Annotated in this window: 17 protein-coding genes; 4 read left to right on the top strand and 13 right to left on the bottom strand. The window is 65.5% G+C overall.

Features of this window, described 5'->3' with window-relative positions; genetic code table 11:
- Positions 1–51: 51 nt before the first annotated feature.
- The 13 genes from H587_RS0103285 to dut form a co-directional block, all read right to left on the bottom strand.
- The gene (locus H587_RS0103285) at positions 52–846 is read right to left on the bottom strand and encodes an ABC transporter ATP-binding protein (RefSeq protein ID WP_027175053.1); all 795 of its coding nucleotides are present in this window, start codon (positions 844–846) and stop codon (positions 52–54) included.
- The gene (locus H587_RS0103280; RefSeq protein WP_027175052.1) at positions 846–1,733 is read right to left on the bottom strand and encodes an ABC transporter permease; all 888 of its coding nucleotides are present in this window, start codon (positions 1,731–1,733) and stop codon (positions 846–848) included. Before H587_RS0103280 ends, H587_RS0103285 begins: the two co-directional genes overlap by 1 nt.
- A gap of 94 nt (positions 1,734–1,827) precedes the next feature.
- Positions 1,828–2,778, bottom strand: a complete 951-nt coding sequence (locus tag H587_RS0103275; RefSeq protein ID WP_027175051.1) for an ABC transporter substrate-binding protein — start codon at positions 2,776–2,778, stop codon at positions 1,828–1,830.
- A 100-nt stretch (positions 2,779–2,878) separates the two neighbouring features.
- Positions 2,879–3,856, bottom strand: coding sequence for a flagellar motor switch protein FliM (fliM, locus tag H587_RS0103270; RefSeq protein ID WP_027175050.1), 978 nt, complete (start codon positions 3,854–3,856; stop codon positions 2,879–2,881).
- A gap of 170 nt (positions 3,857–4,026) precedes the next feature.
- Complete coding sequence (locus tag H587_RS0103265) at positions 4,027–5,250, bottom strand: divergent polysaccharide deacetylase family protein (protein ID WP_027175049.1); 1,224 nt, start codon at positions 5,248–5,250, stop codon at positions 4,027–4,029.
- Between the two features lie 15 nt (positions 5,251–5,265).
- Complete coding sequence (locus H587_RS0103260; protein ID WP_027175048.1) at positions 5,266–6,543, bottom strand: S41 family peptidase; 1,278 nt, start codon at positions 6,541–6,543, stop codon at positions 5,266–5,268.
- Between the two features lie 43 nt (positions 6,544–6,586).
- Positions 6,587–7,681: a murein hydrolase activator EnvC family protein gene (locus tag H587_RS0103255; protein WP_027175047.1), complete on the bottom strand. Its 1,095-nt coding sequence runs from the start codon at positions 7,679–7,681 to the stop codon at positions 6,587–6,589.
- Positions 7,681–8,340: an endonuclease III domain-containing protein gene (locus H587_RS0103250; RefSeq protein WP_027175046.1), complete on the bottom strand. Its 660-nt coding sequence runs from the start codon at positions 8,338–8,340 to the stop codon at positions 7,681–7,683. Before H587_RS0103250 ends, H587_RS0103255 begins: the two co-directional genes overlap by 1 nt.
- On the bottom strand, positions 8,337–9,200 hold the full coding sequence (locus tag H587_RS0103245) for a 50S ribosomal protein L11 methyltransferase (protein ID WP_027175045.1): 864 nt from the start codon (positions 9,198–9,200) through the stop codon (positions 8,337–8,339). Before H587_RS0103245 ends, H587_RS0103250 begins: the two co-directional genes overlap by 4 nt.
- An 84-nt stretch (positions 9,201–9,284) precedes the next feature.
- A complete protein-coding gene (locus tag H587_RS0103240) occupies positions 9,285–9,491 on the bottom strand; it encodes a hypothetical protein (RefSeq protein ID WP_027175044.1) in 207 nt (68 codons plus the stop codon).
- 43 nt (positions 9,492–9,534) lie between these two features.
- Positions 9,535–10,893 carry a class I SAM-dependent methyltransferase gene (locus H587_RS19485; protein ID WP_051202398.1) on the bottom strand — a complete coding sequence of 453 codons (1,359 nt, stop codon included), beginning with the start codon at positions 10,891–10,893 and terminating at the stop codon, positions 9,535–9,537.
- A gap of 4 nt (positions 10,894–10,897) precedes the next feature.
- The gene (locus tag H587_RS0103230) at positions 10,898–12,109 is read right to left on the bottom strand and encodes an aspartate aminotransferase family protein (RefSeq protein WP_027175043.1); all 1,212 of its coding nucleotides are present in this window, start codon (positions 12,107–12,109) and stop codon (positions 10,898–10,900) included.
- A gap of 8 nt (positions 12,110–12,117) precedes the next feature.
- Positions 12,118–12,588 (bottom strand): dUTP diphosphatase, encoded by a 471-nt coding sequence (dut, locus tag H587_RS0103225; RefSeq protein ID WP_027175042.1) that lies wholly within the window; start codon positions 12,586–12,588, stop codon positions 12,118–12,120.
- Between the two features lie 174 nt (positions 12,589–12,762).
- Here dut and glgP point away from each other — a divergent pair, with 174 nt between their 5' ends.
- From glgP to H587_RS0103205, 4 genes are all read left to right on the top strand, one after another.
- Positions 12,763–15,336 carry an alpha-glucan family phosphorylase gene (gene glgP, locus H587_RS0103220; RefSeq protein ID WP_027175041.1) on the top strand — a complete coding sequence of 858 codons (2,574 nt, stop codon included), beginning with the start codon at positions 12,763–12,765 and terminating at the stop codon, positions 15,334–15,336.
- Positions 15,337–15,613: 277 nt separating this feature from the next.
- Entirely contained in the window at positions 15,614–17,149 is a 1,536-nt protein-coding gene (locus H587_RS0103215; RefSeq protein WP_027175040.1) for a glutamate synthase-related protein, read from the top strand.
- A gap of 10 nt (positions 17,150–17,159) precedes the next feature.
- Entirely contained in the window at positions 17,160–17,606 is a 447-nt protein-coding gene (locus H587_RS0103210) for a 4Fe-4S dicluster domain-containing protein (RefSeq protein ID WP_027175039.1), read from the top strand.
- A 19-nt stretch (positions 17,607–17,625) separates the two neighbouring features.
- A complete protein-coding gene (locus H587_RS0103205; protein WP_027175038.1) occupies positions 17,626–18,906 on the top strand; it encodes an NAD(P)/FAD-dependent oxidoreductase in 1,281 nt (426 codons plus the stop codon).
- Position 18,907 lies beyond the last annotated feature (1 nt).

Below are 18,907 nucleotides of genomic sequence, written 5' to 3'. Positions count from 1 at the left end.
TGTTCGATTGGTGTACATGGTTTCCCGTTCGCCGCCAACGCCTTCCGGCGTTCAGACCAGCAGCGCCCGATCCGAGGTGAACTCCTCCCCGCGCGCCTCGGCGAAGCGTGTGAGCAGGTTCTCCACCCGCAGATTCCGTTTTTCCTCGCCCCGGATGTCCAGAACGATCTCGCCGCGATGAAACATGACCAGCCGATGGCCGAGCCCGATGGCCTGGCGCATGTTGTGCGTGACCATGAGCGTGCTCAGGCCCAGTTCCTCCACCAGCCGCGCGGTGAGCCCCAGGATCTTCTCGGCGGTCTTGGGGTCCAGGGCGGCGGTGTGCTCGTCCAGGAGGAGCAGCCGGGGCCGGACCAGCACGGACATGAGCATGGTAAGGGCTTGGCGCTGGCCGCCGGAGAGCAGTCCGGCCGGGTCGCGCAGGCGGTTCTCCAGGCCCAGGCCGAGCCGCGACAACCGCTCCCGGAACAGCTCTCGGTCGCGACGGCGCACACCGGGCCCCAGGCCGCGCGGTTGCCCGCGCTTGAGCGCCAGGGCGAGATTTTGTTCGATGGTGGCCCCGGGGCAGGTGCCCTGGGAGGGATCCTGGAAAACCCGGCCGATGAGCACGGCGCGCCGCCACTCGGGCCAGGCCGTCACGTCCGTGTCGCCGATGACCACGCGGCCCTCGTCCACGGGAAAGACCCCGGCCACGGCGTTGAGAAAGGTGGACTTGCCCGCGCCGTTGGAGCCGATGACCGTGACGAATTCGCCCTCGTCCAGGCGCAGGTTCACGCCGTTCAGGGCCCGGACCTCGTTGGCCCCGCCCTTGAAGAAGGTCTTGGCGATGCCCTCGGCGCGCAACATCAGGAGAACACCTTGGCCTTCATGCGCGGCGCGGTCAGGGCCAGGACCACGAGCAGGGCGGTGATCAGGTTCAGGTCGCTCGGGGTGATGGAGAAGGAACCGAGTTTGAGCCCCAGGGCCAGGGCGATGGCCAGGCGATAGAGCAGGGAGCCCAAGATGGCCGCCAGCACGGCCCAGGCCACGGAACGCCGCCCGAAGACGGTTTCGCCGAGAATCACCGAGGCCAGTCCGGCCACGATGGTGCCCACGCCCATGTTCACGTCCGCGCCGCCCTGATTCTGGGCCACCAAGGCCCCGGACATGGCGGTCAGGGCGTTGGACAGGCCCAGGCCGAGGATGATGGTGCCGCCGGTGTTCACGCCCAAGGCGCGGATCATGCGTGGATTGTCGCCCGTGGCCAGCAGGGCCAAGCCCAACTCGGTGCGCAGGAACCAGATCAGGACCACGGCCGCGAAGGCGGTCGCGAGGCCGAAGAGCAGGGGGGTGGACAGATACTGTGGCAGGCCGCTGGCCGTGGTGAAGAGGTCCACCAGGGTGGGCTTGCCGAGCAGGGTCAGATTCGGTCGGCCCATGATCCGCAGATTTACGGAGTAGAGCGCGATCATGGTCAGGATAGAGGCCAGCAGGTGCAGGATGCGCAGGCGGGTATTCAGGAAGCCGGTCACGGCCCCGGCCAGGAAGCCCGCGCCGCAGGCCAGGACCAGGGACAGGGCCGGGTGCATCCCGGCGTCGATGGCCACGGCTGAGACGGCCGCGCCCAGGGGCAGGCTGCCGTCCACGGTGAGGTCGGGGAAGTCCAGGACCCGGAAGGTCAGATAGACGCCCAGGACCATGAGCCCGAAGGCGAAGCCCTGTTCCAGGGCGCCGAAGAAAGCATACGAGGTCATGGGCGGATGCGGTTCCTGAATAGAGTGCGTCGGCGTTGACGGCGGCTGTACACCGAAACGCGGCGCAAGGCAAATTCCAAGGCCGGAGCCCGGCTCAGGGGATGACCTTGTCCGCCCGCTTGAGCACGCTCTCGGGCAGAGTCAGCCCCATGCGCGCCGCCGCGCCCGTGTTCACGTGCAGGGCGAGGTCGCGGATGCTCTCCACGGGCATCTCGCCGGGTTTCCGGCCGTCCTTGAGAATGCGCGCGGCCATGTCCGCGGTCTGCTCGCCCATCTTGCGGTAGTCCACGGCCAGGGCCGCCACGGTGCCCCGGGCCACGGAGTCCGTGTCCCCTGAGAAGAAGGGCAGCCGGTTCTGCTCGCAGACCTTGATGGCCGCCTCCAGGGCCGAGACCACCGTGTTGTCCACGGGCACGTAGACCGCGTCCACCCGGCCCGCGAGGCTCTTGGCCGCCTGATACACGGCGGCGGAGTTGGCGGCCGTGGCCTCCTCCAGGGCGACCCCGGCCTTGGCGCACTCGTCCTTGAGCAGGTTCACCAGGACCACGGAGTTGGGCTCGCCCGCGTTGTAGAGCACACCCAGGCGCTTGAGTCCGGGCAGGCACTCCCGGATCAGAGCCAAGTGGCGGTCCATGGGGCTCTTGTCGGTCATGCCGGTGACGTTCCCCCCAGGGGCGGCCAGGCTCTTCACCAGACCGGCGGCCAGGGGATCGGTGACGCCGGTGAAGACGACGGGCTTGTCCTTGATCTTCTGGACCACGGCCTGGGCCGAGGGCGTGGTGATGGCCAGGATGAGGTCGGGGTTCTCGCCCTGGATCTGGCTGGCGATCTGGACGTTGGCAGCCATGTTGCCCTGGGCGATGTGCACCGAGGGTTCGACCTTGAGGCCCAGGGCCTTGAGACGGTCCAGGAAGCCCAGACGCATGGCGTCCAGGGACGGATGTTCCACGATCTGGGTCACGGAGACGTGGAAGACCTTGTCCTGGGCCAGGCACGGCGCGACCCAGAGCAGGACGGCCAGGGTGACGAAAAGAAGACGGCGCATGAGAGCCCTCCGGTTGGATTCGGTCGGCGCATGAAGCCGCATTTGCGACCCGACGTCAAGAGGCGGCGGGAACCGGATGGCTCCCACCCGGTCAGGCGGCCTAGAAACGGATGGGTTCTTCCTTGATGACCTGGAAGGCCTTGTTGCCCTTGACCCGGCCCGGGATGCCGTAGAACTTGCGCACGCTCTCGATCTCGGCCTCCAGGAGGTCGTCCTCGTCCGTGTCCAGGAGGAGGATGTCGCCCACTTGAAGCTGGAGGAGCTGGCGGCCGGTGATCTTGGTCCGGCCCAGGCGCACGAGCATGTCCACCGGGGTTTCCATGAGCCGCTCCTTGAAACGGCTGATCCAGGCGTGGTCCACTTCCAGGCGCTCGGACTGGAAGGAGGCGTGCAGCTTGGCCCGGATGGGCTCCATGGTCGCGTAGGGCAGGCAGCAGATGAGCGAACCGATGGCGTTCTCCAGCTCCACCTCGAAGGTGATCACGATGACCACGTCGCTGGGCGGGACGATGGCCGCGAACTGGGGGTTGACCTCCGAGCGGATCATCTCGATGTGCACTTCATGCACCGGCTTCCAGGAGTCCTCCATGTTGGAGAGGGCGATCTTGACCACCCGGTCCACGATGGCCTGCTCGATGGGCGTGAAATCGCGACCCTCGACCTTGGGCTGGCTGCCCGCGCCGCCGAAGAAGTTCTCCACCAAGGCGAAGACTAGGCGCGAGTCCACCACGAGGAGCGCGTTGCCGCGCAGGGGCTCCATCTTGAAGATGGAGATGCTCGTGGGCACGGGCAGGGAGCGCATGAAGTCCCCGAACTTGGACATGTCGATGGAGATGGGGTTGATGTCCACGCGCTTGCGCATGGTGTTGGCCAGGGCGTTGGTGTAGAGGCGGGCGAAGCGGTCATTGACGATCTCAAGGACCGGCATGCGGCCGCGGATGATGCGATCCTGGTTGGCGAGGTCGAAGGAAACGACGCCGGAGTCGTCCTCCGGCAGGTCGGACTCCGTTTCGACGTCACCTCCGGAGAGGCCCCGCAGCAACGCATCTACTTCATCCTGTTCGAGAATCTTGCTCATGGTTCGGCTTCGATCCTTGCGGGTTGCAGTCCGTATCCCGCCGACGCGTCAAAAAAACCGGCCGCGCCGACCCCTTGGCGCGGAAATCAAGCAAGAAGCGGGCCAGGAAAGCCGGGAGTGCGAACCTTTCTTTACATGTAGCCCGGCGAAGCCGGGAAGGCAAGCGCGCCCTAGCGCAAGCCCGAGAGTGGAACCACGGCGATGCGGCCGTCGCGGTCCTTGGCCCACTGGGCAAGGGCTTCCAGGGTCTCAGGGTGGGGATGGCCGATGGCGATGGCCCGGCCGTTGCGTCGGGCGAGGGATTCCGTCAGCCGGAGCTGGTGGATGATGGCCTGCACGTTGCGTTCGTTGTCCAGGAACACATCGCGCTTGAAGGCCCGCAACCCGGCCTGGCGGGCCTCGGCGGCGCCCACGCTGCGAGGCGAGGTCACGCTGTCGAGGTAGAAGAGCCCACGCTCAGCCAGCACGTCCATGACCGCACCCATACCGGGGGCGGACTCGGTGAAACGTGAGCCCATGTGATTGTTGATGCCAACGGCCTCGGGCAGGCGATCCAGGTTGCGGCGCAGGGTCTGGCGGATCTCGTCGGCGTCCATGCTCACGTAAAGGGCCTGCGGGCCGGGGTTGATGCCGGGCCAGCCTTTGGGCTGCATGGGCACGTGCGCCAGCACCTCGCGGCCGGCCTTGCGGGCCACGGCCGCCGTCTCGCGGCTCTGCCCGGCGTTGGGCCAGATGGAAAAGGTCACGGGGAAGGACAGTCGCGCCAGGGCTCGGGCGAATTCCGCGTGCTCCCCCATGTCGTCGATGACGATGGTCAGCTTGGGCCCGGGCACGCTGGGGGGCGGCAGCTCCTTTTCCTTCTCCTTGACGCCGTCCACGTGCAGCTCATGCGTCAGCACGCCGTCGATGCTCACCGTCACGAGTCCGGCCGAGCCTTCGCCCAGCTGAGCCTCGGGCAGACGGGCCGCCAGAATCGAGCGGAAGGAGTCGAGGAACTCGGCACCCTTGCGGCCCACGCCCAGACGCAGGGACTGGAAGTGGTAGTCTTCCTCGCCGTGGTGACGGACCTGGGCGTCCAGCAGACGCATGGACACGTTGCCGCCTCCCAGGGAGCGCATCGTCTCCAGTAGGGCCAGGTCGGCCTGCTTGACCTTGTCCTCCAGATCCCAGGCGGCGGTCTCCTCATAGAGAACGACCGGGGGATGCCGGTCCTCGGAGGGTGCGACAGCTGGTTCCGGCTCGGGCGAACGGAAAAAGAACAGCCAAAGGAGAAGCGACAGCAGCGCCGCCGCGCTCACCGCCGCGAGTGCAAAAGGAATCGGGCGCGTCAGCCGGGAAAGTATCCCGGCCCGCGCCCGTTCCTGTTCGTCCAGTTCCGGGGTCGGTTCGTCCATGCGGAAGCGTTTCGCCTAGCGGATCTGCCTGATGGTCGGCAATTTCTTGACCAGTTCGAGGGCCAGACGCAACTGATTGTCGCGGCCCAGCATCTCGCCGGCCTCCTTGCTCGTCTCGTTGTCCTTGGACTTGCCGCCGCCGTTGTTCTGCAGATGGCGGGACAGATCCTGTTCGCGCAGGGTGAAGCGGTTGTCGCCGTCTTTGTCCTCTTCGGCCGGGACGAAAGGCACTTCCAGATCGGGCACGATGCCCTCGGCCTGGATGGAGCGGCCGTTGGGCGTGTAGTAAAGCGCCGTGGTCAGCTTGATGCCCGTGCCGTCGGAGAGCGGGATCACGGTCTGCACCGAGCCCTTGCCGAAGGAACGCTCGCCCAGAAGCAGCGCGCGCTTGTGATCCTGCAGGGCTCCGGCCACGATCTCCGAGGCCGATGCCGAGCCGGGGTTGATGAGCGTGACCATGGGGGCGGCCACGTCCTCGGGTCCGCGGGTGGCCGGGAAGTCCTTGCGCTGACCGGCGTCGCGGCCCTGGATGTAGACCACGAGACCCTCGGACAGGAAGGCGTCGGCCACGGACACGGCCTGATCCAACAAGCCGCCGGGATTGTTGCGCAGGTCGAGAACCAAGCCCTTGATCTGCTTCTTGGCCTTGTAGTCCTTGAGCCTGTCAAGCAGGTCGCGGGTGGTGTTCTCGTTGAAGCGGGTCAGACGCACATAAAGATAGCCGGATTCCAGCTCCTGGGTCTTCACGCTGTGGATCGGAATGGTGCCGCGCACGATGGGCACGGTAGTCGGCTTGTTGGAGCCCTTATGCAGGATGACCAGCTTGACCGTGGAGCCCTTGGCGCCGCGGATGCGCTTCACGGCCTCGGTGAGAGTGATGTCCTGGGTGGACTGACCGTCGATTTCCAGGATGATGTCGCCGCTCTTCAGTCCGGCCTTGTCCGCCGGGGTGTCCTCGATGGGCGAGATGACCGTCAGGCGGCCCTGCTCCAGGGAAATCTCGATGCCGATGCCGGAGAATTCCCCGCTGGTGCTGACCTGGATGTCCTTGAAGTCATCCTTGTTCAGATAGGTGGAATGCGGGTCCAACTGCTCCAACATGCCCTTGATGGCGTCCTCAATGAGCGTGGAGCGGGGAATCTCCTGGACATAATGGTTCTCCACGATGTCCATGACCTGGCTGAAACGCTTCAGCGCCTCGAAGGAGTTGTCGCCCACGGCCTGGCTGGAAAGAGGCGCGACGGCCAGGACGAACAGGAGCAGCAGAGTGCCGATCCAAAGAAAAACGCGCATAATGAGGTATCCTCCCGGGAGGCCGGAGATCAGGCCGGCGGCGTTACGGCGCGGCGTTCAGCCACGCGTCCGGATTAATGGGTTTCTGGTGAAAACGCAATTCAAAATAAAGTCCTGGACCCTTGGCGTCCGGGTAATAACCGGCCGAGCCCACGGTCTCGTCCTTCTCCACCTCCTGCCCCGGGCGCAGGTCGGAATCGGCCAGAAAGGCATAGAGGCTGTAATAGTCGCCGCCGTGATAGAGAATGACCACCCGGCCGAATCCGCGCAGAACATCGTTGTGCATCACCTTGCCCCAGAACACGGCGCGCACCGGCGCGCCCTCCGGTAGGCTCAAGCCTAATCCGTTGCGCGGAGGCCGGGCCGAGGCGTCGAAGCGGGCCACTGTCGCGCCCTTGGCGGGCCAGGGCAGCCTGCCCTTGAAGCCCTCGATGCGCCGTCCGCCCACCGGCCCTTCCTGGTAGCGCAACTCCTTGATGGTCTGAAGGATGGCCGCCAGCTCGGTTTCCAGATCCCGGCGCTCGTCGCGCACCTGGGCCAGAACCCGCCGCAATTCCAGGCGTTCGCGCAGGAGCGCGTCCTTGGCCTTGTTCACCTGGGCCAGTTGGGCCTCGGCCTCGGAGGCGAGGCGCTTCTGCCGCTCAAGGTTGGCTGCGATGCGCAATTGGGCCTGCCGGGCCTCCTCCAGCTTGTCGCGAGTGGCGGCGTAGACGTGGCTCATCCAGGTGAAGCGGCGGTCCAAGGCTTCCCAGGAAGACAGGCCTTGGAAGCGGCTCTGGAGGTTCTTCACGTGCACCGGCCAAACGCCCTGCAGCAAACGTTTCAGGTCGGCCACGATGGCGGCCTTGCGGGCGCTCAGCATGGCGTGCTCCTCCCGGGTCTTGCGCTCCTCGGCGCGGATCGCCTCCAGCTTGCGTTCCCGCGCGGCGATCTCCTTTTCGGCCGAGCGCACACGTCCCTCGATGGCCGCGATCCTGCCGCTCAAATCCTTTTCCCGGGCGGCCAGACGGGCCACCTCCTCCCGCGTCCGGGCGGCCTGTTCCTCCCGGCCGCGCAGATCCTCGTTCACCTCCTGGGCCAAGGCGGGCTGAAGGGACAAAAACAGGCAGAGCAGGGCGAGCAGAGCCCGGCGCGACATCAACGGGCCTCCAGGAAGGGAGCCAGGGGGCAGCCGCTGTCGCAGCGGGGCGTCTTCTTCACGCACCACTGCTTGGCCGTGCGCACGATGAGGGCGTGATACTCATTGAACAGGGCGGCGTCCCGGGGCAGGGCGTCCATGAACAGAGACTGAATTTCATGGTAGTCGCTGTCCTCGGGAAGCAGGCCGTGGCGGGAGAAGATGCGCTGGGTGTAGGCGTCGATCACGAAGACTGGGGCGTCCAGGGCGTAGAGCAAAATGGAGTCGGCGGTTTCCGGACCGATGCCCTTGACCGCCAGGAGACGCTCCCGCAGGCCGGGAAGGTCGCGGCCGACCAGGGCCTCCATGCTGAGGCCCGCCTCGTCCTTGAGAAATTCGAGAAAGTTGCGCAACCTGGTGGCCTTGAGCCGAAAGTACCCGGCGGGACGCAGGCATTCCTCCAGGCGCTCACGCGGCAGACGGTAGAGCGTCTTGGGCTCCAGGGCTCCTTCGTTCTTGAGGTTGGCGATGGCCTTCTCCACGTTCCCCCAGTTCGTGTTCTGGGTCAGGATGGCGCCCACGGCCACCTCGAACGGCGTCTCGCCGGGCCACCAGTTGCTCGGACCCAGGGTCGCGAGCATGGCGTGATGGATGTTCAGAAGCAGGTTGAGACGCTTCACCGGCATGCCCCGGCGTAGGTCAGGGCTGCCCACTCGCCGGAAATCTTCCGCTCGGCCGGGCCCAGGCCCTGAGCCTCGTAAGCCGCGGCCACAGCGTCGGCCTGTTCCTCGAGAATGCCTGAGAGGACCAGAGCCCCGCCCGGAGCCAGTCGGGACACGATGAGCGGGGCCATGCCGATGAGCGGGCCGGAGAGGATGTTGGCCACGATGAGGTCGAAACGCACCCCCGGCTCCACGGCGTCGATGCTGCCCACGGCCAGGGAGAGCCTATCCCCCACGCCGTTGCGGGCCGCGTTCTCCTCGGCGCATTCCACGGCCAGGGGGTCGATGTCCAACCCCACACCGGTCATGCCCAGGCGGCACAAGGCGATGGCCAAGATGCCCGAGCCGGTGCCGAGGTCCAGGAAGTGTTTGTCCTCCCAGCTGGCACCATCGCCCAGGATGGTGGAGAGGCCCTCCAGGCAGAGCGCCGTGGTGGGGTGGTGGCCCGTACCGAAGGCCATCTTGGGCTCGATGATCACCGGGGTCAGTTCGGGATTGGCCTTGTCCGCCAGCCAGGGCGGCAGAATCTCGAAGCGCTGCCCGCATTCCAGGGGCACGAAGAACTCCATCCAGGCGCGGCCCCAGTCTTCCTTCTCCCGGCCCTGGACCTGGACCCCGGCCTGGGGCCAGCGGCTGGAGACGACCTCGGCCACGGCGCGACCGGCGGGGCTGTCCTCCACATAGAGACTGAAGGCCGTTCCATCCGGGCCATCCTGGTCCTCCTGCCAGCCATGCGGCACGTTCTCGGCCAGAAAGGCCTGGCAGGCATCGACTTCGTGCGCGGGGAGGGAGAAGCGTATCTGGAGAAGATCGGTCATGGTCGGTATACCTCGTCGTCGGACCTGAAAAAACCGGGGGCCGGTCGTCCCGGCCCCGGTGGGTTTACGCTGCCGACCCGATCCTCAGACCTGGTCGTCGATGACGGAGCCCTTGCCGCTATACATGAACTGCTGCACCGTGGTGGTGAAACGCTGCTGCTCATCCCGGGCGTGAAGCTCGGAAATCGTCGGATGTTCCGGCGCTGTCGGCTTGCCCGCCGGCTCCCGCGCGGCCTGGGAGCCGAGGGGAAAGGGGAGCTCCTTGTCGAGCCCGGCCACGGTCATGCTCATGGCGTCCTCATTTGAATGATCTTACGATCTGGGCCTTGCACGGTCAAGGACGGCCAGGCTTCGGTCCAAGCCGGTCCATGAGTTCCGGAGGAATGTCAGGATATCGGGCACGCAACGCGTGGGCATCGCGGAGGGAACCCGCGGCCGCCGACGGACGAAAGTCCGCGGCCCAATGCATGGGGGCGTCGAGCACCAGCGGTCCCTGTCCCCGCCGCCCCATTTCCAGGCAAAGCCCAACAGCCCAATGACGGCCCAGGCTGAGGTCGGGCACGGGCACCTCCCCCCGGCGAAGGGCCAGAAGCGGTCCGTCCAGAGCCAGCGCGCGGCAGGGCAAAACCGTCGTCCCGGCGCAGAGCCGCAAACCATCCACAAAACGACCAGCTTCTTCCAGGCCGTTTTCGCCCACGAACCAGCCATGCACACCGGCTAAGGGCCGAGAACCCAAGCGCTGTTCCGCCGCGTTCCACCCGCCCAGGAAACGCTCCAGAAAACCGACGGGGAGATAGGCGTTCTGATCGAGAACCAGCACGAGAGAATGCCGGGCGCATTCCAGGGCTCGACGCGCAGCCTCGGCGAACGGCATGGACTCGGGGAATACGAGAAGCTCGTGGGGAGTTCCAGGACCAAGGCATGGTGAGCGCCCAAGATTGGCCATGAGCAGGGCGGGCTCGCTGGAGCGAGTGACCAGGGTCAGGGGCGGCACGACGCAGACAGGAGCCGCGGACGGCAACATGGCGCGCACGATCCACTGGGCCACGTCCAGGAACGGCTTGAGGCGCTCCGAGTCCAATCCCAGGTGCTCCAGCAGGGGCCGCGCCGCGGCATGGAACCCCTCCGCCGCCGGGACATTGAAGGCCGCCGCCACCTCGGGCAGAAATCCGGCGTCCAGAAACATGCGCAGCAGACTCAGATGGGAGAAGAAACGCAGATGTCCGCGATCCAGGAGCCCGGCGGCCTCGGGCTGCCAATCGCCTCGGAGCAGGGAAGAGGCCAGGGTGTGGTGCTGCACGTTGGGCACGCAGCACAGAACCGTTCCCCCGGGCGCGAGTAGGGCGCGGTGCCGGAGCAGTACGTTCAGAGGATCACGAAAATGCTCCAGCACGTCGCCGTAGAGGATGCAGTCCAGGCTCCCGGGTTCCAGGTCAGCAAGTGAAGCTTCGGCGTCCTGGACCAAGACCCGGTCCAGACGCTTGGCGGCCTCGGCGGCCGGGCCGGGCTCCAGTTCCAGGCCGATGACCGTGCGGGAGGGATCAAGCGATTTGAGATGGGCGCCCAGGCGGCCTTCGGCGCACCCCACTTCCAGGATGCGCCGGACGGCTTGGGGCACCGCCCCGGCCAGGAGCAGATTGAGGCCGCGGAAGTATTCGTCCGGGCGCGCGCCGTCCTGGCCGGGGCCGCTCATGTGGTTACGCCGTCGGCCGGTTTGCGAGAATCGTATCCAGCGTCGTCAGGAAGGCGCTCAAATCCTCGCGGGCGATGGTCAGGGGCGGCAACAGACGCAGCACCCGCTCGTGGGTCAAATTACAAACGAACCCGGCGTCCAACAGGGCCCGCCAGATATCCTGGCCGGGAGCGGCCAGTTCGATGCCGAGCATGAGCCCCAGACCGCGCACGTGGGCGATCTTGTCCGGATGTTTGGCCTGAAGCTTGCCGGCCTCGCCCAGGAAGAACGCGCCCAGTTCGGCGGCGCGCTCCACCAGCCGTTCCTCACGCATGATGTCGATGACCTTGGAGGCAACGGCCGAAAGCACGCCGCCGCCGCCGAAGGTCGTGGCGTGGGTGCCGGGTTCGAAACCCCGGGCCACCTCGTCCGTGGCCAGAACCGCGCCCATGGGCAGACCGTTGGCCAGCCCCTTGGCCACGGTGAAGATGTCCGGCGTGATCCCGTAGTGCTCGTGAGCCCAGAAGCGGCCGGTCCGGCCCATGCCGGTCTGGACCTCGTCCACGATGATCAGGAAACCTTTTTCCCGGCGCAAGGCCAGCAGGGCCTCCACGAACTCGGGAGGCAGCGGCCGCACACCACCCTCGCCCTGAACCGTCTCGACCATCACGGCGGCGGTGTTCTCGTTCACGGCCGCACGCAGGGCGCAGGCGTCGGCGAAGGGGACGCTGCGGAAGCCCCCGGGCAGGGGTTCGAAGCCATCCTTGATCTTGCCCGTCTGGGCCGTGGCCGTCAGCGTGGCCAGGGTACGGCCGTGAAACGAACCCTCCAGGGTCAGTATCTCGCGGGCCGCCGAACCCCGGACCTTGGCCATGTAGCGGCGGGCCAGCTTGATGGCGCCCTCGTTGGCCTCGGCCCCGGAGTTGCAAAAGAAGACCTTGTCGGCCTGACAAGTGGAAAGCAGCTTCTCGGCCAGCACGATCTGCTCTTCCTGGTAGAAGAGGTTGCTCACATGCACGAGCTTATCGGCCTGCTCGGCCATGACCTTGGCCAGTTCGGGACGGCAATGCCCCAGGCCGCAGACGGCGATTCCCGCCAGCAGGTCGACATATTCCTTGCCGTCGGAGTCATAAAGCCGCGCGCCCTTGGCCCTGGCCAGGGCCAGGGGGTAGCGGCCGTAGGTCCGCATGATGACTTTTTCGTTCCGTTGCTTGATCGTATCGAATGTGGCGTTCATGGTATTCCTCATTTGTGTCCGGTGTGTCCGAATCCTCCGGCCCCGCGATCCGTTTCCGAAAGGTCCCGCGCGGGCAGGATGCGGGCCTGGAAGCAGGGCAGGAAGACGAGCTGGGCGATGCGCTGCCCGCGCTCGATTCGTCGGACCTCGCCGGAGGTATTGAGGAGCCAGACCACGATTTCGCCCCGGTAGTCCGGGTCGATGACGCCCACGCCCTGGGCCACGGTCAAACCGTCCTTGGCGCCCAGGCCGCTGCGGGAAAAGACGAAGCCGGCCACGTTCGGCTCGACGATTTCAATGGCGATGCCCGTGGGCACGGCCAGACGGCCGCCCGGCTCCACGAGAGCCTCGGGCGCGTCCAGACAGGCGCGCAGATCCAGGCCGACGGAGGAGGGCGTGGCGTAGGCCAGGCCCGCTTCCTCGGCCAACGGACGGAGATACTTCACCTTCACGTTCAGATCGACAGGACTCGGTTGCATGGGGCTCCCGTATTCGGTTTCGAATTTATTTACATGCTCCCGATGCCCCCGGTCTGTCAATGAGACCAACCGCTTCCTTTATTATGAACGGCTCGCGACTTGCCATTCCAGACCCGAGCCGCTATGACTCAAGAATCGGTGTTCCCCCGACGCCTTTTACCGCAAGGAGCCCCCATGCAACCGTTGCGCATATACAGCGTCGTTTCGAAATTGCCGCCCAAGCTCGAGGCCATGTGGGATCTCGCCTACAACCTCTTCTTTTCCTGGAACGACCGCATCCTGAACCTGTTCGCCTCCATCGACCACGAGCTTTGGCGGCGCTGCCAGGAAAATCCCGTGACCTTCCTGAACAACATCCCCCAGAAGACTCTGGAGGAATTGTCCCGGGACGACTTCTTCCTCTCCCGCCTGGAGGACGCCAAGAAGGCCCTGGACCAGTACATGTCCCGCAAGCCCACGGCCTTCACCTTCCCGGAAAACAAGAACCACGCCCCGGTGGTGGCCTATTTCAGCCTCGAATACGGCATCACCTTGAGCCTGCCGATCTATTCCGGCGGTCTGGGCATCCTGGCGGGCGACCACCTGAAATCCGCCAGCGACCTGAACATCCCGCTGGTGGGCATGGGCCTGCTTTATCGCGAAGGCTACTTCCGCCAGTACATGACCCCGGACGGCTGGCAGCAGGAACGCTACCCCGAGAACGATTTCAATCAGATGCCGGTCCATCCGGTCCGCACCAAGGACGGCGAACCGGTCAGCATCATCGTGGACCTGGCCGGGCAGCCGCTCACGGCGCGCATCTGGGAGGCCAGGGTGGGCCGCATCCGGCTCTTCCTCCTGGACACCTACGTGCCCGAGAATCCGGAACACTTCCGCCAGATCACCTCCAGTCTCTACGGCGGCAACCTGGAAATGCGCCTCTGGCAGGAGATCCTGCTCGGCATCGGCGGGGTCAAGGCGCTCACGGCCCTGGGCCTGGAGCCCAAGGTCATCCACATGAACGAGGGTCACTCGGCCTTCGCCGGACTGGAACGCATCCGGGTCTTCATGCAGGAAAAGAATCTGCCCTTCGAGGCGGCCGGAGAGCTGGCGGCCTCGTCCTCGGTCTTCACCACCCACACTCCCGTCCCCGCCGGAAACGACCGGTTCCCACCGGACCTCATGCGGCCCTATTTCGAAGGTTACGTCCGGAGCCTCGGGCTGGCCTACAAGGTCTTCCTGGCCCTTGGCCGCGAAGACCCACGCGACGACAACGAGCCGTTCTGCATGACCGTCCTGGCCCTCAAGCTCTCGCGCTTCAACAATGGCGTGAGCAAGCTCCACGGCAAGGTCTCGCGCAACATGTGGAAAAAAGTCTGGCCGCAGTACCCCGAGGAGGATGTGCCCATCGGGGCCATCACCAACGGCGTGCATATGCCCACCTGGGTGGCCAAGGACATGGCCCTTCTCTTCGACCGCTACCTGGGCGTGAACTGGCGCGAAGATCCTGACTGCGCCCGCTTCTGGGCCAACGCCGAGAACATCCCCGACGCGGAGTTGTGGCGCACTCACGAACGCCTGCGCGAACGCCTGGTGGACTTCGTGCGCAAGCGCCTGCGCAAGCAGCTCCTGGCCAAGGGCGCGCGGCGCAAGGAACTCCAGATGGCCGAGGAGGTTCTCGACCCCCAGGCCCTGACCATCGGTTTCGCCCGGCGCTTCGCCACCTACAAGCGGGCCCACCTCCTGCTCCAGGACAAGGAGCGCCTCCTGCGCCTGATCCAGGACGCCAAGAGGCCGCTGCAGTTCATCTTCGCGGGCAAGGCCCACCCCCAGGACAACGAAGGCAAGAAGATCATCCAGGAACTCATCCAATTCTGCCGCCGCGAGGAATGCCGCTACAACATGGTCTTCCTGGAAGACTACGACATGAAGATCGCCAGCCGCATGGTCCAGGGCTGCGACGTCTGGCTGAACAACCCGCGCCGCCCCCTGGAGGCCTGCGGCACCAGCGGCATGAAGGCCATGGCCAACGGCGTGATGCAGTGCAGCACCCTGGACGGCTGGTGGGACGAGGCCTATCGGTCGGACAACCGCCTGGGCTGGGCCATAGGCACGGGCGAGGAATACGAGGACTTGGCCTACCAGGATTTCGTGGAAAGCCAGACCCTCTACAACCTGCTGGAGAACGAGATCATCCCGGAGTTCTACGACCGGGGTCACGGCAATTTGCCTCGCTCCTGGATCCGGGGCATGAAGGAGGCCCTCAAGGAGCTGGGGCCGGTGTTCAACGCCCACCGCATGGTCGAGGACTATGTGGAGAAGGCCTATCTCCCGGCCTACACGAACTTCCTGAACCTCATGCGCGACAGTTTCGAGCCCGCCAAGGCGCTGGCCTCCTGGCGCATGGAAATGATGACCAAGTGGGGTACGCTCAACGCGCGCAACGTGCGGGTCGAGACTCCGGGCCAGATATACGTGCGCGAGCCCGTCATCGTGGAATGCGAGGTCTACCTCGGCGGCGGGCTGCGTCCCGAGGACATCCTCGTGCAGATCTACCACGGTCCCGTGGGTCAGGACGACCGTTTTTCCTCCCGCCAGACCACGCCCATGACCCCGGAAGGAGTCCTGAGCGACGGTTGGCATCTCTTCCGCGGCGACCTGATTCCCTCGGAAGCCGGGCGTTTCGGCTTCACGGTGCGCATTCTGCCGCACCATCCCCTGCTTTTGGATCCACATTCCCTCGGTTTGATTTTTTGGGCCAAATCCTGACCGAATCGGGGTCCGAACCCGGCTGCTTGCCAGGTTCGGACCCTGAAAAACAAATTTTCCACTTTCGAAATTGGCAAAAACCGTCTCTGACGGAAAAAATAGCCACCAAGCCTTGTCGGAACGTCATTGGCCCACTTCTTGACAGGGTAGGGCTCTTGTGATTTTCTGACTCCCCTTTTGCGCATCTCCTGGTCGCCCCCATCTTTGACGGCCGCGAACCGGCCCGGCCGACAGCGGGGGAAGATGTGTCAACTCTTCATGGAGCGAGGTGGCGGACTTGCTGTTCCAACCAATCAACAAGAACTACCACGACTACCGAATCGTGCGGGACAGAGACCTGTGCATCAACTGCAAGGTCTGCATCCGACAATGCGCCTATGAGGCCCATTACTGGGACGAGGCGCGGCAAATGGTTCGCCACGACAACACCAAGTGCGTCGGCTGCCATCGCTGCGAAGCCCTTTGTCCCACCGGAGCCCTCTGCATCCGGCTCAACCAGTCCGAGTTCCGCCCCAATGCCTGCTGGCGACCTGTCTTCCTCAAAAATATCTACAAGCAAGCCGACACCGGCGGCGTCCTGCTGGCGGGCATGGGCTCGCCCGTGGACATCCCGGTCTACTGGGACAAGCTCCTCCTGGACGCAAGCCAGGTCACGAACCCCTCCATCGACCCCCTGCGCGAGCCCATGGAGCTGAAGACCTTCCTCGGCTCCAAGCCGGATCGGGTGGAGTTCACCACCACGGGCAAAGGCAAAAAGGCCAAACCCAAGCTGTCCACCAAGCTCGGGCCGCAGATCGAACTGAACTACCCGATCATGTTCTCGGCCATGAGCTTCGGCTCGATCAACTTCAACCTGCACGTGGCCATGGCCCGGGCCGCCACGGAACTGGGCATCTGTTACAACACCGGCGAGGGCGGACTGCACAAGTCGCTCTATCAGTATGGAAAGAACACCATCGTCCAGGTGGCCTCGGGCCGCTTCGGCGTGGACCCCGACTACCTGAACGCCGGAGCGGGCATCGAGATCAAGATCGGCCAGGGAGCCAAACCGGGCATCGGCGGCCATCTGCCGGGCGAAAAAATCAACGAGAAGGTCTCCGAGACGCGCATGATCCCGGTGGGTTCGGACGCCATCTCGCCCGCCCCGCACCACGACATCTACTCCATCGAGGATCTGCATCAACTCATCTTCGCCCTCAAGGAAGCCTCACGCTACCGGGTGCCGGTTTCGGTGAAGATCGCGGCCGTGCACAACGTGGCCGCCATCGCCTCGGGCATCGTGCGCGCCGGGGCCGACATCGTGGCCATCGACGGCATACGGGGCGGCACGGGCGCGGCTCCGGCCATGATCCGCGACAACGTCGGCATCCCCATCGAACTGGCCATCGCCGCCGTGGATCAGCGCCTGCGCGACGAAGGCATCCGCAACCGGGCCTCCATCGTAGCCGCGGGCGGCACACGCTGCAGCGCCGACGTGGTCAAGGCCATCGCCCTGGGCGCGGACGCCTGCTACATCGCCACCGCCGCGCTGCTGGCCGTGGGCTGCACGCTCTGCGGCAAGTGCTACACCGGCAAGTGTCCCTGGGGCATCGCCACCAACGACGCCAAACTCTCCAAGCGCCAGAACCCGGACATCGCGGCCAAAAAGATGGCCAATCTGGTCCGGGCCTGGGGCCACGAGATCGAGGAGATGCTTGGCGGCATGGGCCTGAACTCCATCGAGAGCCTGCGCGGCAACCGCGACAAGCTCCGAGCCGTGGGTCTTTCCTCCACGGAGATGGACATCCTGGGCGTGAAGCACGCTGGTCGCTAGGGGGAACGTCATGAAACGCGTCTATCCGAACAAGGAATTCTGCATCGGCTGCCACCTCTGCGAGCTGGCCTGCATCACCGTGCATTCCAAGAGCAAGGATCTGATCATCGCCTACACCAAGGAACGCCTGGAGGACGGTCTCAAGAGCTGCAAGCGCTTCCAGGAAAACGGCCCGACCTGCGTGGCCCTGTCCTGCCGCCACTGCGACGACCCCTCCTGCGTGGCCGCCTGCATCTCCGGGGCCCTGCAAAAGGATCCCGAGACCGGAACCACCACCTACGACATGGACAAATGCGTGGGCTGCTGGTCCTGCCTCATGGCCTGCCCCTACGGAGCGATCCAGCGACATCCCACCCTGAACAAGATCGTCAAGTGCGACCTCTGCAAGGACCGCGAGGGCGGTCCCGCTTGCGTGGCCGCCTGTCCGAACCGGGCCCTCATCTTCGAGGAACGCTGAACCCCCAAGGAGCACGACCATGACCTACGTCATCATCGGCAACGGCGTGGCCTCCATCGGGGCCATTGAGGGAATCCGCAGGCTGGACCAGGAGGGGACCATCGTGGTTCTGGGCTCGGAACACGTTCCGGCCTACGGTCGCCCGCTCATCTCCTATCTTCTGGCGGGCAAGATCGGACCCGAGCGCCTGAATCTGCGCAGCGAAGACTTCTACCGCCGCATGTGCGTCGATCTGCGCCTGAACACCACGGCCACGGGCATCGACGCCAAGAAAAAAACCGTGACCACCAACAAGGGCGAAGTCATTCCCTACGACCGGCTGCTCCTGGCCACCGGCGGGGTGCCCTTCAATCCGCCCATCCCCGGCTCCGAAGGCCCGGACATCTATAACTTCACCAACCTGGACCACGCCCAGGCGCTCATCGCCGCGTCCAAAAAACTCAAGCGCGCCGTGGTCATCGGCGGCGGACTCATCGGCCTCAAGGCGGCCGAGAGCCTCTTCGACCGGGGCGTGGACGTGACCATCCTGGAGCTCTCCTCGCGGGTGCTTTCGGCGGCCTTCGACGAGAACGCCGGCCGCCTGGCCGCCCGCCGTCTGGCCGAAACCGGCATCGGCGTACGCTGCGGCGTCACGGCCAAGGAGATCCACCGCGACGACAAGGGCCATGTCATGGGCGTGCTCACCACGGACGGCATGTTCGTGCCCTGCGAGGCGGTCATCGTAGCCATCGGCGTGGTGCCCAACGCGGCGCTGGCCAAGGAGGCCGGAATCAAGACCGACCGGGGCGTTCTGGTGGACGATCAGCTTCAGACCGGGACCAAGGGCGTGTACGCCGCCGGCGACGTGGCCCAGGCCCGGGACATGATCACCGAGGACAACCGCGTGGTTCCCATCTGGCCCAACGCCTACAACCAGGGATACTACGCCGGGCGCAACATGGCCGGGGCGGGGGAGAAATACGAGGGCGGCCTGGCCATGAACTCCATCAGCTTCTACGGTCTGCCTACCGTCTCCGTGGGCCAGGTGAATCCGCCCAAGCCCGAGGAGTACGAGATATCCTTCCACCTGGACGAGAAACGCCAGACCTACCGCAAGCTCGTCTTCAAGGACGACCGGCTGGTGGGCTACGTGCTCGTGGGCGACATCGACAACGCCGGCATGTACACGTCCTTCATCAAATTCCGCATGCCCCTGCCCGGGGACGCCAAGCGCACGCTCATGCACGGCGAGCCGGGCGTCTTCCTGTGGCCCGAGCAGGTCTTCGAGAAGACCTGGAACCCGGACGGCGGCGGCAAGTAGG

The sequence above is a fragment of the Desulfovibrio aminophilus DSM 12254 genome, assembly GCF_000422565.1.
GTDB lineage: Bacteria > Desulfobacterota > Desulfovibrionia > Desulfovibrionales > Desulfovibrionaceae > Aminidesulfovibrio > Aminidesulfovibrio aminophilus.
Note: the sequence above shows the minus strand (reverse complement) of the source record. Positions and strands in the feature narration are given on the sequence as shown.